Origin of the sequence: Streptomyces sp. NBC_01445 (assembly GCF_035918235.1) — a bacterium.
In the GTDB taxonomy this organism is placed as follows: Bacteria; Actinomycetota; Actinomycetes; order Streptomycetales; family Streptomycetaceae; genus Streptomyces.
In genome coordinates this window covers 803,768-817,915 of sequence record NZ_CP109485.1, presented here as the reverse complement: position 1 = coordinate 817,915, position 14,148 = coordinate 803,768, and the positions used below count along the sequence as shown (strand labels likewise).

The 14,148-nt window shown below is 69.7% G+C and carries 14 protein-coding genes; 6 read left to right on the top strand and 8 right to left on the bottom strand.

Annotated features, from left to right (window positions below):
* Positions 1-29: 29 nt before the first annotated feature.
* Positions 30-1,241: an amidohydrolase family protein gene (locus tag OG574_RS04015; protein WP_326771875.1), complete on the top strand. Its 1,212-nt coding sequence runs from the start codon at positions 30-32 to the stop codon at positions 1,239-1,241.
* 235 nt (positions 1,242-1,476) lie between these two features.
* On the opposite strand, the gene OG574_RS04010 is transcribed toward OG574_RS04015, so the two are convergent.
* The 4 genes from OG574_RS04010 to OG574_RS03995 all read right to left on the bottom strand — a co-directional run bounded on the left by OG574_RS04010 (position 1,477) and on the right by OG574_RS03995 (position 5,109).
* Complete coding sequence (locus OG574_RS04010) at positions 1,477-2,115, bottom strand: GntR family transcriptional regulator (protein WP_326771874.1); 639 nt, start codon at positions 2,113-2,115, stop codon at positions 1,477-1,479.
* A gap of 63 nt (positions 2,116-2,178) precedes the next feature.
* Positions 2,179-2,877 carry an alpha/beta hydrolase gene (locus OG574_RS04005; protein ID WP_326771873.1) on the bottom strand — a complete coding sequence of 233 codons (699 nt, stop codon included), beginning with the start codon at positions 2,875-2,877 and terminating at the stop codon, positions 2,179-2,181.
* A 304-nt stretch (positions 2,878-3,181) separates the two neighbouring features.
* Positions 3,182-3,688: a hypothetical protein gene (locus OG574_RS04000; protein ID WP_326771872.1), complete on the bottom strand. Its 507-nt coding sequence runs from the start codon at positions 3,686-3,688 to the stop codon at positions 3,182-3,184.
* Between the two features lie 185 nt (positions 3,689-3,873).
* The gene (locus tag OG574_RS03995; RefSeq protein WP_326771871.1) at positions 3,874-5,109 is read right to left on the bottom strand and encodes a hypothetical protein; all 1,236 of its coding nucleotides are present in this window, start codon (positions 5,107-5,109) and stop codon (positions 3,874-3,876) included.
* A gap of 359 nt (positions 5,110-5,468) precedes the next feature.
* Between OG574_RS03995 and OG574_RS03990 the strand changes: the two genes are divergently transcribed.
* Positions 5,469-5,894 (top strand): hypothetical protein, encoded by a 426-nt coding sequence (locus OG574_RS03990; protein ID WP_326771870.1) that lies wholly within the window; start codon positions 5,469-5,471, stop codon positions 5,892-5,894.
* A 132-nt stretch (positions 5,895-6,026) separates the two neighbouring features.
* Here OG574_RS03990 and OG574_RS03985 read toward each other — a convergent pair whose 3' ends face one another.
* Positions 6,027-6,452, bottom strand: a complete 426-nt coding sequence (locus OG574_RS03985; RefSeq protein ID WP_326771869.1) for a hypothetical protein — start codon at positions 6,450-6,452, stop codon at positions 6,027-6,029.
* Between the two features lie 139 nt (positions 6,453-6,591).
* On the opposite strand from OG574_RS03985, the gene OG574_RS03980 reads away from it, so the two are divergent.
* Positions 6,592-7,317 (top strand): class I SAM-dependent methyltransferase, encoded by a 726-nt coding sequence (locus OG574_RS03980; RefSeq protein ID WP_326771868.1) that lies wholly within the window; start codon positions 6,592-6,594, stop codon positions 7,315-7,317.
* Positions 7,318-7,372: 55 nt separating this feature from the next.
* On the opposite strand, the gene OG574_RS03975 is transcribed toward OG574_RS03980, so the two are convergent.
* Positions 7,373-8,662 carry an amidohydrolase gene (locus tag OG574_RS03975; RefSeq protein ID WP_326771867.1) on the bottom strand — a complete coding sequence of 430 codons (1,290 nt, stop codon included), beginning with the start codon at positions 8,660-8,662 and terminating at the stop codon, positions 7,373-7,375.
* A gap of 175 nt (positions 8,663-8,837) precedes the next feature.
* On the opposite strand from OG574_RS03975, the gene OG574_RS03970 reads away from it, so the two are divergent.
* Positions 8,838-9,848, top strand: coding sequence for an Lrp/AsnC family transcriptional regulator (locus OG574_RS03970; protein WP_326771866.1), 1,011 nt, complete (start codon positions 8,838-8,840; stop codon positions 9,846-9,848).
* Positions 9,849-10,222: 374 nt separating this feature from the next.
* On the top strand, positions 10,223-11,011 hold the full coding sequence (locus OG574_RS03965; protein ID WP_326771865.1) for an oxidoreductase: 789 nt from the start codon (positions 10,223-10,225) through the stop codon (positions 11,009-11,011).
* A gap of 53 nt (positions 11,012-11,064) precedes the next feature.
* Here the strand turns inward: OG574_RS03965 and OG574_RS03960 are convergent, their stop codons facing one another.
* Positions 11,065-12,546, bottom strand: coding sequence for a hypothetical protein (locus OG574_RS03960; RefSeq protein ID WP_326771864.1), 1,482 nt, complete (start codon positions 12,544-12,546; stop codon positions 11,065-11,067).
* 152 nt (positions 12,547-12,698) lie between these two features.
* Here OG574_RS03960 and OG574_RS03955 point away from each other — a divergent pair, with 152 nt between their 5' ends.
* Entirely contained in the window at positions 12,699-13,292 is a 594-nt protein-coding gene (locus OG574_RS03955; protein ID WP_326771863.1) for a DinB family protein, read from the top strand.
* A gap of 50 nt (positions 13,293-13,342) precedes the next feature.
* Here OG574_RS03955 and OG574_RS03950 read toward each other — a convergent pair whose 3' ends face one another.
* Complete coding sequence (locus tag OG574_RS03950; RefSeq protein WP_326771862.1) at positions 13,343-14,122, bottom strand: SDR family NAD(P)-dependent oxidoreductase; 780 nt, start codon at positions 14,120-14,122, stop codon at positions 13,343-13,345.
* Positions 14,123-14,148 lie beyond the last annotated feature (26 nt).

Below are 14,148 nucleotides of genomic sequence, written 5' to 3'. Positions count from 1 at the left end.
CCACAAGGCACAGCAGAAAGGTGACAGCAGTGTTGATCCGTGACGTCCGTCCGTGGGGTGGCGAGCGCAGCGACGTCGTCCTGTCAGGTGACCGCATCGCGGCGATCCGCCCGCACGACCCGGCCGCGCAGCCGGACGGTGAGGTGGTGGCGGGCCGCGGCCGGCTGCTGCTGCCGTCGTTCAGCGACGTGCACGTGCATCTGGACTCGACCCGGATCGGCCTGCCGTTCCGGCCGCACACCGGCGGTCCGGGAGTGTGGACGATGACCATGAACGACCGCGAGAACTGGCGCTCCGCGGAGGTCCCGCTCGTGGAGCGCGTCGCGGGCACACTGGAGCGGATGATCGCCCGCGGCACCACCCGTGTGCGGTCGTACGCCCAGGTCGACGTGGACTGCAAGCTCGAGAAGTTCGAGGCGGTGGTGGCCGCGAAGGAGAAGTTCGCCGATCAGGCCGAGGTCCAGATCATGACGTTCCCGCAGGCGGGCATCCTCCGCGAGAAGGGCACCGTCGAATACCTGGAGGCCTCGCTGAAGGGGGGCGCCGACGTGATGGGCGGCATCGATCCCTGCACCCTGGACCGGGACCCCAAGGGCCACCTGGACGTCGTGTTCGGGCTCGCGGAGAAGTACCAGGTCGAGGTCGACATCCACCTGCACGAGCCCGGGGAGCTGGGTGTGTTCTCCACCGATCTGATCCTTGAGCGTACCCGGGCGCTCGGCATGCAGGGCAAGGTCACGATGTCCCACGCCTATGAACTGGGCTCGGTCTCCGAGTCGGTGAGCCGCCGCATCATCGACGACTTCGCCGAGCTGGACATCGCGATGGCCACGGTGGCGCCGTCTGCCCGTGGGCAGCTGTCACTGGTCGATCTGACGGAGGCGGGCGTGCGCGTGGGCCTGGGCGAGGACGGCCAGCGCGACTACTGGAGCCCGTACGGCAACTGCGACATGCTCGACCGCACCTGGCAGCTCGCCTTCACCAACAACTTCCGCCGTGACGAGCTGATCGAGATGTCCCTGGCGATCGCGACGATCGGCGGGGCGTCGATCATGAGCCACGACGTGGCCCGGCCGGCCGGGGTTGCCGACCGGCCCGGCTTGGCGGTCGGTGACCGCGCCGACCTGCTCATTGTCGACGGCGAGACACCGTCCAGCGCGGTGATGGACCGCGGCACGGACCGCACGGTCCTGCACGACGGAGTGGTCGTCGCCGACCAACTGGCGTTGGTGCGGGGCTGATCCGGGGCCGCAGGTCTGCGGTTCATGACACGTGATCACCGACGGCCTGGTGCGCGGCAGCGGAGACATCAGCATCCGGCCGGCGTCCGGCACGGACGGGTGCAGCTGGCCGGACAGTCCCGCGGCGGCGACATCACCGTGCGGCCCCCGCGACGGACGCTCTCGCAGTGGCTGGGCCGCGGCACGCCACCTAGGGGTATCGGCCGCTGAGCGGGGGCGGGGGCCGGGGCTGTGGTCAGTGAGGGCCGCTGGCGATCGCGCGCCGGCTGCTCGCCAGGTGCTCGACGACGAGTTCCTCGACGAGTGCGACATCGCGGTCCTCGATGGCGCCGTAGAGGGCCTCGTGTTCCAACGCCATCGCCAGCAGGTCGTCGTGCTGGCCAAGGAGCCACCGCATCCGGCTGCGCAATGTGACTTCGAGCTCGCTCAGCAACTCGTTGGCCGCCATCGACGTCACCGTCTCGTGGAAGTCGGCCGCCGCGCGCCGGGCGCGCACGGCGTCGCCCGCCCGGGCGGCGCTCAGCTCCTCGTCCAGTTTCGTCCGCAGTTGCTCGAGCCCGGCACGGTCACGGCGTTGAGCTGCGAGACGGAAGGTCATCACCTCAAGGGCCTCGCGGACCTCGTTCAGATCCGCGATGTCCGTAGGTGTGAACTCCCTTACGACCGCCCACGTCCGTGGTCGCGGCGTGACCAGACCCTCGGCGACGAGCACCCGCAGGGCATCGCGCACGGGTACGCGGCTCACCCCTATCTGCGACGCCAGCTCACGCTCGACGAGCTTGCTGCCGGGCTTGCGCACACCGTCGAGAATGTCGTCCCGGAGCTGCCGCGTAACCCGCTCCGACTCCGGCTCGAACTCCCCAGAACCTGCCATGCCCCGAGTCTCGCACGGCGGCGGAACCGTTTGGTGTGCGGTCGGGGTGAAGCGGGCGGCGCGTCAAGGTGTGCGGGCGAGTTCGATGAGGTGCTGTGCCGTGGCTTCCGGGGCGATGATCTGGTGGAGGTGTTCGCCCGGCAGGTGTGCCACGCGCCAGCCGCGTTCGCGGGCTTCGGCGGCGGCATCCTCGTACTGCGGGGCGAACAGCAGGTAGGAACACGGGTGGTCGTCCCACCCGTCCGGGACGGGGACGCGCTGCTCGTAGTAGGACAGCGGCAGGGTGGGCTGTTCCTCTACAACGGTCTGACGCATCGTCGGATCCGAGAACATGGGTGCCACGTCGGCCTCGTCCCACCAGTCGGTCCAGCGCGGCAGTCTGCCGTTGACGGCCATGGGCGTGAGGAACTCCAGCAACTCCGGTGGTGCCAGGGGAGTTGGTCCGACGCGGGCCGGCAGCGCGGCATCGACGAAGATCGAGCCGCTGACCGGATGGTCGAGCCCCGTGCGGATCACGGGGAGGAACAAGCCGGCGTTGCTGTGGGCCACCAACGTGACAGGGCTGCCGGCCGGAACCTCCCGGAGTCCGTCACGGACGGCACTGACGACGCGGGGCCAGCAGGGCGGGACACCGGCGCCGATGTGCAGGAGTGACGGCACCCGCACCTGGTGACCGCTCGCCTTGAGGTGCTCGGCTACCGGGTGCCAGGTCGAGGGACCCACGGAGGGACTGTGTACGAGTACGAAGACCGCCTGCTGCATTCGACGATTCTGCCGCCCATGCCACGCCGGAGGTGAGGTCTTGGCTGACAGCAGAAGTCCTCGTATCGGCCCGGTGCGCCGGCGACGCAGAGCTGATCCATGCGCGGGTCGTCAACGCGCCGCAGACGCACGGCGACGTCCTCGTTGCGCCGAACGGCCCGGGCGCTGCGGTACGCCTCCCCGACGACCTCGGTGAGGGAGGCCGGGGCCCCGACCTGTGAGGCCCGGTCCCCTTCACTTCCGTCTGCCTGACCCCTGACGGGTGGGCCGCCGAGTGCGCCAACCGGCCTGTAGTGACGTGCCGTCAGGCGTACGTCCAGCGCCAGGCGTTGGAGCTGTACACGCATTTGATGCGCGTGCCGCCCTCGTTGGTGGTGACGGCGCCGTGATCGCTGTTGCGGCAGAACTGGCCGGCCGAATAGCAGTTGCCCGCGTTGGAGGTGATCGAGCAGGTGCCGGTGGTGTCCTGGCTGCCGCTTCCACTTCCCGTATCGCTGCCCGTATCACTGCCGGTGTCGGCTGCAGCCCGGGCGGTCTTGGTGACGGTGACCGTGGGGCGCGGCTTCGCCTTGGCCTTGATGGTCTCCGTGACGGTCGGCGCGGGCTCCGGCGTGGCGGTCACGGTGGCGGTGACGGTCGGCGCGGGCTTGGCCTCGGCGGCGACGGGCTGCTGATCGCCGTTCCCGGCGCCCACTATGAGCGCGCCGGTGAGCAGCAGCCCCGACCCGCCGAGCCACACGCGCTTCCGCTTGCGCAGCGGACGGGTGTCAACCGGGCGCGGCGCGGGCGGCGTTGTGTACGCGTTGGTCATGTCGTCCCCCCTGAGGTGTTACAGGTGGGATGAGGCTATTACGTCGACGGAGCATGTGAAGGAAATATGAACAGCAGGTGATTAATTTGTGACTTCATTTTTGTGTGGCCTCCGAAGTCCATCCCCCATCCCCCTGACACGTGACGGTGACCTGCTCGAGCGGCTCGCGGCAGGCACCGCCCGGCTCACTGCCATTGCCGAGCATGGGCGGCAATGGCGCCCAGCACCTCCGGCATGTCCTGTTCCGGTGCGCCTATCAGTACCTGTGAGCCGCGGCCCGGGCCGTCGAGAACCTCGCAGACGGCGACGAGGGGGTGGGTCGGTTGGCTCTGCGGCCCGCGGGTGTACCAGCGCTCTTGTTCTGCTCTACGTGCGCGTGCTTCTTCGTCGAGGTAGGGCTGGATCGAGTACCGGCGTACTGCGCGCGGGTCGCTGCGGTACGGCGGCCGTACGGTGATCACGCGCAGCGGACCCGGCAGCGGCTTCAGCGCCACCTTCGCGGCCGGGTCGGGGGTGGTGCCGATGACCTCCGGTCCTACGTACAGCGGGCCCTTGATGCCGAGTTTCCATGGGCCGGTGCCGGAGACACCGCCGTCCACCGGGTGCACTTCGACCGGCTGAACCGGCTCCACGTCGCACTTGCGCGGCAGCCGGGTCCGCGTCCACCGGCGCAGCCCGAGCAGAGCGGGGACCAGGAGGGCCACGGCCGCCACCGCGAAGCTCAGCACCACCGCTCTGGGCCGGGGGTCGATCAATGTGGCCATTGCCCCGACGCCGCCCGCGGTGGCCAGGGCGAGTACAGGTGCGAGCCACTGCCACGCCATCGTCAGCGGGTTGCGCCGACCACGCAGCAGCAGCCACATCGCTGCCCACAGCGGCCCGAGTCCGAGCCCCCAAAGGACGGAGGCCAGGGCCGCGGGCGCGGTGAAGAGCCGTCCCGGGTAGTGGCTGGTGTGTACGACGGACCTGTCGTCGCCGCTGTCCTTCCCTGCCTGGATCATGCGTACCGAATCGCGCCACCAGAACAGCGTCACCGGCTCCCCGGCACGTGCCCGCCCGTACACCGAGTCCCGCTCGTCGTGGGAGCGGTGATCGCTGTAGGCGAGTTCCATCGTGCGGCGGTGGTCGGCCCGGGTCAGTTCCAGGGTGTACTTGGTGCTGGAGCGTTTGAGCGAGTAGGCGGAGTCCCGGACGGTGACGCGTTCGCGCTGCAGGCAGTACGGCTTGCGGTTGAGGTCTCCGCACACCTTCAACTGGCCGGTGCGATGACCGTTCTCGACGACGGCCACCTTCGAGAAGTCGACGTCGTCCTGCCGTGCCTGTTGCGCGGTGTGCCACAGCGGCCAGGCCGCGCCGAGCAGTACGACGGCCAGCAGCAGACACACTCCCGCGCGGACGAAGTCCCCGACCCCAGATCTCATATGCCCCTCACTGCCCGAATCCCTGCCCACTTCCTCACCCTTCGGGGCGGGGCGCGGGAATCCTACTCAGCGGGATCACGCGGTCGGCAGGTGATCGGTTCCGTCGTGGACGCGCCCGATGTCGACTCACAGCCAAGGCATCCATGGACTGAGTGCTAACGACTCCCCAGCGCGGCTCGGGGATACTTTCCTGAGGCGTACGGCCATGACCAGGCCCTGGACTTCTCGTTGTACGCCGTCCGCCGCCTGGGCATCGAGCCACCGGCCGGGAGCCGCGACGCCGCACCGCGTCGCCGGAAGCCACTGGGCTGCCCGCGGAGGTATGGCCAGGCGGGCCACAACTACAGGGGGAACATCCCATGCAGATCACCAAGCGAGTCGCTTCGGTCGCCGCCGGCGGCCTCATGATCACCGCCGCGGGTCTCGGATTCGGAGCTGGGCCCGCGAGCGCGGCACCTTCGGTCTCCTTCCACAATTCGCCCGACCCGAACGGCACGACGATCTACGCGTACATCAACGGCGAGTTCGCCGGCGACGGCAGGTGGTACCAGGACCCGACCGACACCCGGAAGGGCGACACCGTGTGTGCCGAGGACGGCACGGGCGAGGGCTACTACATCCGCGCCGAACTCGCCGTCGGTCTCTCGGCGAACACCAATCACGACACCGCTCCGGCTGTCCACTGCAACACCCAGAACCTTCCGGAGGGCCACACCTTCAACATGCGCGTCTGTGTGGTGAAGGGCGAGGCCATCTGCTCCCGGTGGTACTCCGTCACCGCGTGACCAGCTCCTGAGCACTGCACGAGCCCCGCACTCCCGGAGTGCGGGGCTCGTGGTGTCTCCATCGGCCTGTCCAGATCACTCAAGGCTGAGCCGCATCTCTGCCTGCGGGGCGAACCGGGGGCGCCATGCGGCTCACCGGGCCGTCGTTGCCGGGCGTTGCGGGAGCCGGGTGAGGGTGGCCGTTGCCGCGAGGGCGAGCGTGACGCCGACGGCGGCGGCGATGGTCGTGGCCCAGTCCGTGTCGAGGGAGTCGGACAGGACGGCGCCGGTGAGCCGGCTCCCGCCGTACAGGAGGGCCACTGCCGCGAGTGCGGCCGGCCAGCGGTGCCGCACGCCGGTGATGATGTCGTCGATGACGTTCAGGACGACGATCACCGTCATGATGTCGGCGCCGCCGTACTCCTCGGCCCCGCCGGCCGCGGTGACCGCCGTCCCGACGGCGATCGACGCCAGCCAGATCCCTGTCAGGCGCGCGTACGAAGTGGGTTGATGCCGTTCCGTACCGCGCGGAAGCCAGAAGAACCGCGTGATGTGCTGGGCGACCGTGTATTTCCCCATGGCCCGCGTCCCCGTCCCCCTTGCCGGCTCCTGCCGGCGCTCTGTGGTTGGACACATGACGGCGCGCCGCGGTTGTGCCGAGCGGAACCGGCCGGAAATTACGCGAGGTTCACTGATCGTGCCCGGTACCTTCGGCCGCATGGCAGATGAGGGTTTTGAGCATCCACGGCTCGCCGCGGTATATGACGCACTCGATCCCGACCGCAGCGATCTCGACGCATACGTGGGTATGGCGGAGGAGTTCGGAGCCCGTCACGTGCTGGACATCGGCTGTGGGACGGGAGTGTTCGCGCTGCTGCTGGCCGATCGGGGGATCGACGTCGTGGGGGTCGATCCCGCGCGGGCGTCCGTCGATGTGGCCCGGGGCAAGCCCGGCAGCGAGCGGGTGCGCTGGATCTGCGGTGACGCGACAGCGCTCCCGCCCCTGCGGACGGATCTGGCGACCATGACGGCGAACGTCGCGCAGGCCATCGTCGATCCGAAGGTCTGGCAACGGACGCTGCAAGGAGCGTACGAGGCACTGCGGCCCGGCGGTCGCCTGGTGTTCGAGACCCGGGACCCGGCCAGGCGCGCCTGGGAGGAGTGGAACCGCGAGGAGTCGTACTCACAGACGCGGATCCCGGGAGTCGGTGTGGTCGAGAGCTGGGTCGAGGTGACGGACGTGAGTGGACCTCTGGTGACCTTTCGGTGGACGTACGTATTCTCTGGGGACGGTGACGTGCTGACGTCCGATTCCACGTTGCGGTTCCGCGAACGCTCAGAAATCGAGGGGCAGTTGGCCGCACGCGGATTCGTGGTCGACGAGGTTCGTGACGCCGCTGACCGTCCCGGTAGGGAGTTCGTCTTTGTGGCGCGGCGTCCGTAGGGGCCACCGCATGCCCCCACGGACGCCGGCGCCTGAGCCGGCCTCGGCGCCGGATTCACACCGAGTCGAGCCACTCCGCGGCGGCGTCGAGCAGATGCGTGACCCCGTTACGCAGCGCGGGATCCGCCACCGGTGCGAAGGACGGCGAGTGGTTGCCGTGCACGGTGGGCGGCTGCTCGCCCGCCGGATCGGCGCCCTCCCAGCCGCTGGCCTCCGTACCGCCGAAGAACCAGAAGACGGACGGACACTCGGCCGCAGTGGCGAGCAGGCCGAAGTCCTCGCTGCCCGACAGCGGGGAGCGCAGGGTGTGCACCTGAGCGCCGCCCGCCCCGAGCGCCTGGAGGACGCGTTCCGTCGCCCCGTCCGAATTGACCGTCAGGGGAAAGGAGTTGAGCTCGCTGAACTCCGGGGGGCGAGGCGCACCGGAGGTCGCCGCCTCCCCTTCGACGGTACGGCGCACCGCGGCGAGCACCCGCTGCCGCACGGCGGCGTCGAACGTCCTGATATTGATCTTGAGTTCGGCCTCGTCGGGGATGCTGTTCTCCTTGGTGCCGGCCCGCAGTGAGCCCACCGTGACGACCGCCGACTCCGTCGGCGAGACCTCGCGGGCCACAATTCCCTGCAACCGCATGACCGTCGCCGCCGCCATGACCACGGGGTCGACCGTGGCGTGCGGAGCCGAACCGTGCCCGCCCCGCCCGAGCAGACGTGCCCTGAGACTGTCCGCCGCGGCCATCACGACACCGGGGCGCGTAGCCACCGAACCCAGGGGGAGCGGGCCCACATGCTGGCCGAGCACCACGTCGGGTCGCGGGAAACGCTCCAGGAGACCGTCGGCCAGCATGGCCCTGGCCCCGGCGCCCGTTTCCTCCCCCGGCTGGAAGATCGCCAGCAGCGTGCCGCGCCAGAGTTCCCGATGCGCCGCCAGCCGGCCGGTGGCGCCGAGCAGAGCAGCCGTGTGCAGATCGTGGCCGCAGGCGTGCATGAGCGGAACCGGCTCGCCGTCCGGCGACAGCGCCGTATCCGTGGATGCGTAGTCGAGTCCTGTCGCCTCGCGTACGGGGAGGCCGTCCATGTCGGCCCGGAGCGCGACCACCGGTCCTTCGCCGTTACGCAGCACCCCGACGACCCCCGTGCCGCCGACGCCCTCGGTGACCTCCCAGCCCTGCCCGCGCAGCTCCGCGGCCACGATCCCGGCCGTGCGGTGCTCCTGCATGGACAGCTCGGGATGGGAGTGCAGATCGCGGTAGAGCAGGCCGAGGGCGGGCAGTCGCGGGGCGAGGCCGTCCCGCAGGGCAACGCCCTCGCGCGGTGCGGCAACGGTCAGGGACCCGTCGGTCTCCATGTCAGTCCTCCCAGACCTCCGGCGGGGTCCGGGGGTCGGGGGTCGACACCTGGGCCGAAGTGAGTCCAGGATGGTGATCACTGATCACCCACTCGTGATAACGCAGGAATTCGACGGAGAATCGTGCACGATGCCTGATGCCAGCACAGAAGTGCCGGAGGAACGCCGGGATGCGGTGACCGGTTCGCTTCAGGAGTCGGACCTGGCGTTGATCGAGGCCCTGCAGCGCAGCCCGCGTGCGCCGTGGTCGCAGATCGGGCCGGCGCTCGGCGTGGACGCCACCTCCGCGGCCCGGCGCTGGCACCGGCTGGTCGCCCAGGGGCTGGCCTGGCTGACGGCCTACCCGTCCGCGAGCACGACGAGCTTCGCCTACGTCGACGTACGCTGCCGACCGAACACCGTCGACGACGTGACGCGCCACCTGTGCGCGCTGCCCCAAGTCCTCAGCGTCGAGGAGGTGACGGGTGACTTCGATCTCTTCGTGACCGTGACCGTGGCCGCCCCGACGCCGGCCGCCCTCGCAGCCCTTGTCCGCCGGGACCTGCCCACCGCGCCCGGCGTGGAAGCGACAGCCGTCCACCTCGGCCTGCGCCTCTACCAAGAAGGGAGCGGCTGGCGCATGCGCGCCCTGGACCGGCAGCAACGCTCACTCCTGGCTCCCCAGCAGCAACCTCCGCGCCGTTCCCCGACAGCGGCCACCGCCGACGTGGCACTCATCGCCGCGCTCGGCCGGGACGGGCGGCGAAGCCACCAGGAGCTGGCCCGGGATCTGGGCGTCAGCGAGGCGACGGTGCGCCGGAGGGTCCAGCGACTGATGGAAACGCGGTCCGTCCACTTCCGCTGCGACTTCGCCCAGAGAGCCGCCGGCTGGCCGCTCGCAGCCACCTACCGCATCGACCTCCCCGCCCACCAACTGACGGCGGCGGCACGCACGCTCGGCCTCATGCCCGAGGTCCGGCTGTGCAGTGCCGTGAGCGGGACAGCCAACTTCCTGGTCATCGCGTGGCTGCGCACGGCGGAGGATGTCACGGGGTTCGAGGCCCACATGTGTGAGCAACTGCCGGATCTGCGCGTGCACGACCGCACCGTCACGCTCGTCACGGCCAAGCGCATGGGCCGACTCCTCGACCCTCACGGCCGGGCGGTCGGCCACGTCCCGTGGGACGACCCGGGCACCACTCCCTGAGGGTGTCCACCCGTCCGCCGTGATGCGCGAACTGGCCGAACTCTGTGGCCAGGGTCTGTTGATGGTCCTGTGCCGCCCCTGGGCGGGAGACGCACTGCCTCACACTCCGGACCCCGGGGGAGACGGGGTTGCGAACGCTGTGGGGCGCCTTCGCCGGACAGTGGGCAGTGCTCGTGACCGATTGCGCCAAAAAAAGGCCGTGCAGGCCGGACCAGCGCCTGGCGACGATGACGTTCTCACGTTGAAGTTGACCCCCGTTTGGCGCCGCACGGCCTTGCCGCGCGTCGCGCCGTGCGCGTCGTAGGAGTCCGTATTGTGAAACGCCGTCCCGTTTAAGCGGTTTTCTCTCGCCGCCCGGCGCAGAAAGGCGTCCCATGGAATTGAAGCTGCAGGGCAGAGCCGCGGTGGTGACCGGTGCGAGCAAGGGCATCGGGCTGGCCATCACCAAGGCCCTCGTGGCCGAAGGGGTCCGCGTGACGGCCGGGGCGCGCCACGTGGGCGGCGAACTGGCCGACCTCGCCCGGACAGGATCCGTACAGGCCGTCGAGGTGGATCTGGCGACTCCCGAAGGGCCCGCCGTGCTCGTCTCGGCGGCGGGCTCCGCCTTCGGGCCGCCCGACATCCTGGTCAACAACGTGGGTGCGGTCCGGACACGCACCGGTGGCTTCTCGTCCGTCACCGACCGGGACTGGACGACCACCCTGGACATCAATTTCCTCGCCTCCGTACGCGCCACCCGCGAGGTGCTGCCGCTGATGCTCCAGCGCACCGCCGGGTCGATCATCACGGTGGCGTCCATCAACGCACGCCTGCCCGACCCGCTCGTGATCGACTACTGCGCGGCGAAGGCGGCGCTGCTGAGCTTCAGCAAGTCGCTGTCCAAGGAGCTGGGGCCTAGTGGTATCCGCGTCAACACGGTCAGCCCGGGTCCGGTCGCCACGGATCTGTGGCTGGGGAAGGACGGCGTAGCGGCAACGGTCGGTCAGGCCGGGGGACTTGAGGCGGACGCGGTCATCGAACACGTCGCGCGGGAAGCCGCGACCGGCCGTTTCACCCACCCCGAGGAGGTCGCCGAGCTCGTGCTGCTTCTGGCCTCCGACCGAACCGCAAACGTCACCGGCTCCGACTTCGTCATCGACGGAGGCATGATCACCACGGTGTGATGCCACCGGGAGTGGGGCCGTCCCCCGGTGGCATCGCGGTCACGTCGGTGGTCTCAGGGTGCGATGCCCACGCCGTCGATCCGGCTCCAGGTCTTCTCCTGGGCGGCGGTCATGGCCGGCCAACGCAGGCCACCCGGACGCGGGTTGACCCGTGACGCGTAGGCGCTGGGGGAGAAGCTCGGGTCGTAGAAGCAGCCGGTGCCGTACCTGCCGTCGAATGCGGCGCACGAGGCCGCGATCGCGTTCGGCGTCGGCTTCTTCCCGGTCCGCACCCAGGTGTCCAGTGCGGTGATCGAGTTGGCGTACTCGGAGTTGCTCAGCTCACTGTGTTCGCTTTCCCGAGTGAACGTCTGCACCAAGTGCCGCTCGCGGTGGGCGCCTTGGAGACTGGCACGGTAGGCCGCCTCGTGCTCGACGAACGCGGTGGGGTCGTCGATCGCGTGCATGGTGAGCACGGGGATGGTCACCTTGCCGGTGAGGTCGCTGTCGTATGAGAGGTCGCGTACGGCGGTCGGGTCGGCCGAGAACCGCTCGACCCCGGCGTTGAGCGCCCGGTCGTCGTGGGAGCCGGAATACCGTACGCCCTGATTGCTGAAGGGGTTCCGCCCGCCGAGCCGGCTGTGCACGATGTCGCGAAACGTGAACGTGGCGAACCGCAGGTGCGACTCGAGGGTGCGCTCGGGGATCTTCGTGACCGCGAGGATGTCGTCGAGGTTGCGCTGCTGAGTCGCCGTCCGCTCCTTGGGTTCGGAGGCGTACCCGGTGCATTCCTGAAGGCGCGCCCGCAGCCCGGCGGCCGTCATGGTCGAGTCGGCGCGCAGCCCTTCCCACAGCGGGTACTGAGGCTCGGTGGGCCGGGGATGGTTGCGGCAGTAGTACTGATAGACCACGCGCAGGTCGACCCGGTAGTCGTATCCGCGAGAACCGCCGCCGAGAACGCCGCTGGTGAGAAGGGCTCCGTCGTACGGGCCGTGCTTTGCCGCGCCGTAGGTTTCGACGACCTTGGCGGCGACATTGCCGCCCCAGGACTGGCCGTGCACGTAGGTCCGCCTGGGGTTGCCGAATTCACCCACGAACAGGCGACGCAGATTCTCGGTGTCGGCGGCCGCCATCCGCGTCCCGTAGCCACCACGCCGATACGACGAACCGGCCCAGGCGTAGCCCTCGTCCACCATCACCGCCCAGCGGTTCAGGTCGTCGACGCTGCGCTCGGGGTCGGAGCCCGCGCCGAGGTCAGGGCCGCCGTGGGCGTGCACCACGAGCGAGCCGTTCCACGTCTTGGGGACGGCGATCGCGTAGTAGGCGCCGTTCGAGTCCCGGCCGGTGTAACAGGTCGCCTTCCCGGCCAGATTCGCGGGGCAGGCGGTGGAGGCCGGTCTGCTCGCGAGGGCAGCCGACGAAGCGGAAGCCGGAACGGGGAGCGCGCAGGCGACCAGACCCGCGATGCCTGCAACCGTCGCAGCGCGTCGGTGGCGCCGACCGGACACGGACCTCGTGCGGAAACCCGATGTGATGCGTCTGGTCATCATGCCCATGTGGCCTGCTCCTCGTCACCCCGGCGCGCACCGTTGCGCGGCGGGGGAGATGCTAGGGACGGCCGAGCCGAAAACCTATGACGGGATCAGTAGCGTTCATATTGTTCGCTGACGAGGGTGAACGACGATCGCGCGGGCGGCAGACTGGCCCCATGAACGCTTCGGAGCCCAAAGCTGACCTTCACTTCTATCTGCAGTCCGCCCGCGATGCCCTGCTGTGGAAGCTCGAAGGGCTGTCCGAGTACGACATCCGCCGCCCGCTGACACCGACCGGAACCAACCTGCTCGGCCTCGTGAAGCACGTGGCCAGCGTCGAACTCGGCTACCTCGGTGACACCTTCGGGCGGCCGTCCGGTGAGCCCATGCCCTGGGTCGAAGAGAGCGCAGAACTCAACGCGGACATGTGGGCCACCGCCGACGAGTCACGCGAGTTCATCGTGGAGCTCTATCGGCGCGCATGGGCGCATGCCGACGCGACGATCGACGCGCTGCCGCTGGACACCGTCGGCAAGGTGCCCTGGTGGCCCAGCGGCAGGGACGAGGTGACGCTGAATCATGCCGTCGTACGCGTCATCGCCGATACGCATCGCCACGCCGGCCACGCCGACATCATCCGCGAACTCCTGGACGGCGCCTCGGGGATGAGCAAGGGCAACGACAGCATGGCCTCGGACGACCCGGCCTGGTGGGAGGACTATCGAGGCCGGGTCGAGCGTGCGGCGCGGGAAGCTGACCACGGGGCGTAGTTTCAAACTGACGTGATGTGTACGACGGCAGTTAAGCCCACCCTGGGCTGCTAGTGAACCGAGAATCCGCCGTCGACGAAGATTGCCTGGCCGGTGACGTAGGCGGACGCCGGGCCGGCCAGGAACACCGCGGCTCCGGCGAAGTCCTCGGCCAGGCCGTTGCGGCCGACCATCGTGCGGGCGGCCAGCGCGGCCACCTTTTCCGGGTCGGACGACAAGCGCGCGTTGAGCGGGGTCATGACGAAGCCCGGCACGAGTGTGTTGCAGGTGACGCCGTGGGGCGACCACGCCTCGGCCTGCGAGCGGGCCAGCGCCTCCAGGGCGCCCTTGGACACCCCGTACGCGCCGCTCTGGACGAACGCCCGGTGCGCCTGCTGGGAGGTGATGTGGATGATCCGCCCGAAGCCCCGCTCGGCCATGCCGGGTCCGAAGCGCCGGCCCAGGAGGTGGGGCGCCTCCAGGTTGACCGCCATCGTGACGTCCCACACCTCGTCGTCGAGCTCGCTCATCGGGGGCCGCAGGTTGATCCCGGCGCTGTTGACGAGGATGTCGGGCTCGCCGAACACCCCGGCCGCCCGCTCCGCCGCCGCGCGCACCCCGTCGCGGGTGCTCAGGTCCGCGCTCACCCAGGCCGCTCGGCAACCCTCCGCCGTCAACTCGTCGACGGTTGCGGTGAGTTCGGCCTCCTTGCGGGCCACGATCACCACGCTCGCCCCAGCGCGGGCGAGCGCACCGGCGATGGCTTTGCCGATGCCGGAGCTGCCACCGGTCACCACAGCGGTCCGGCCGTCGAGCGAGAACAGTTCGGAGAGGTAGTTCTGCGAGGTCATGACCGCACCCTAAACGGCGCGGTCAT

Excerpts from the sequence above, each read along its gene's own strand:
- OG574_RS04010 (WP_326771874.1), bottom strand. The coding sequence starts at position 2,115 with ATGGCAGGTTCTGGGGAGTTCGAGCCGGAGTCGGAGCGGGTTACGCGG.
- OG574_RS04005 (WP_326771873.1), bottom strand. The coding sequence starts at position 2,877 with ATGCAGCAGGCGGTCTTCGTACTCGTACACAGTCCCTCCGTGGGTCCC.
- OG574_RS04000 (WP_326771872.1), bottom strand. The coding sequence starts at position 3,688 with ATGACCAACGCGTACACAACGCCGCCCGCGCCGCGCCCGGTTGACACC.
- OG574_RS03995 (WP_326771871.1), bottom strand. The coding sequence starts at position 5,109 with ATGAGATCTGGGGTCGGGGACTTCGTCCGCGCGGGAGTGTGTCTGCTG.
- OG574_RS03990 (WP_326771870.1), top strand. The coding sequence starts at position 5,469 with ATGCAGATCACCAAGCGAGTCGCTTCGGTCGCCGCCGGCGGCCTCATG.
- OG574_RS03985 (WP_326771869.1), bottom strand. The coding sequence starts at position 6,452 with ATGGGGAAATACACGGTCGCCCAGCACATCACGCGGTTCTTCTGGCTT.
- OG574_RS03980 (WP_326771868.1), top strand. The coding sequence starts at position 6,592 with ATGGCAGATGAGGGTTTTGAGCATCCACGGCTCGCCGCGGTATATGAC.
- OG574_RS03975 (WP_326771867.1), bottom strand. The coding sequence starts at position 8,662 with ATGGAGACCGACGGGTCCCTGACCGTTGCCGCACCGCGCGAGGGCGTT.
- OG574_RS03965 (WP_326771865.1), top strand. The coding sequence starts at position 10,223 with ATGGAATTGAAGCTGCAGGGCAGAGCCGCGGTGGTGACCGGTGCGAGC.
- OG574_RS03960 (WP_326771864.1), bottom strand. The coding sequence starts at position 12,546 with ATGGGCATGATGACCAGACGCATCACATCGGGTTTCCGCACGAGGTCC.
- OG574_RS03955 (WP_326771863.1), top strand. The coding sequence starts at position 12,699 with ATGAACGCTTCGGAGCCCAAAGCTGACCTTCACTTCTATCTGCAGTCC.
- OG574_RS03950 (WP_326771862.1), bottom strand. The coding sequence starts at position 14,122 with ATGACCTCGCAGAACTACCTCTCCGAACTGTTCTCGCTCGACGGCCGG.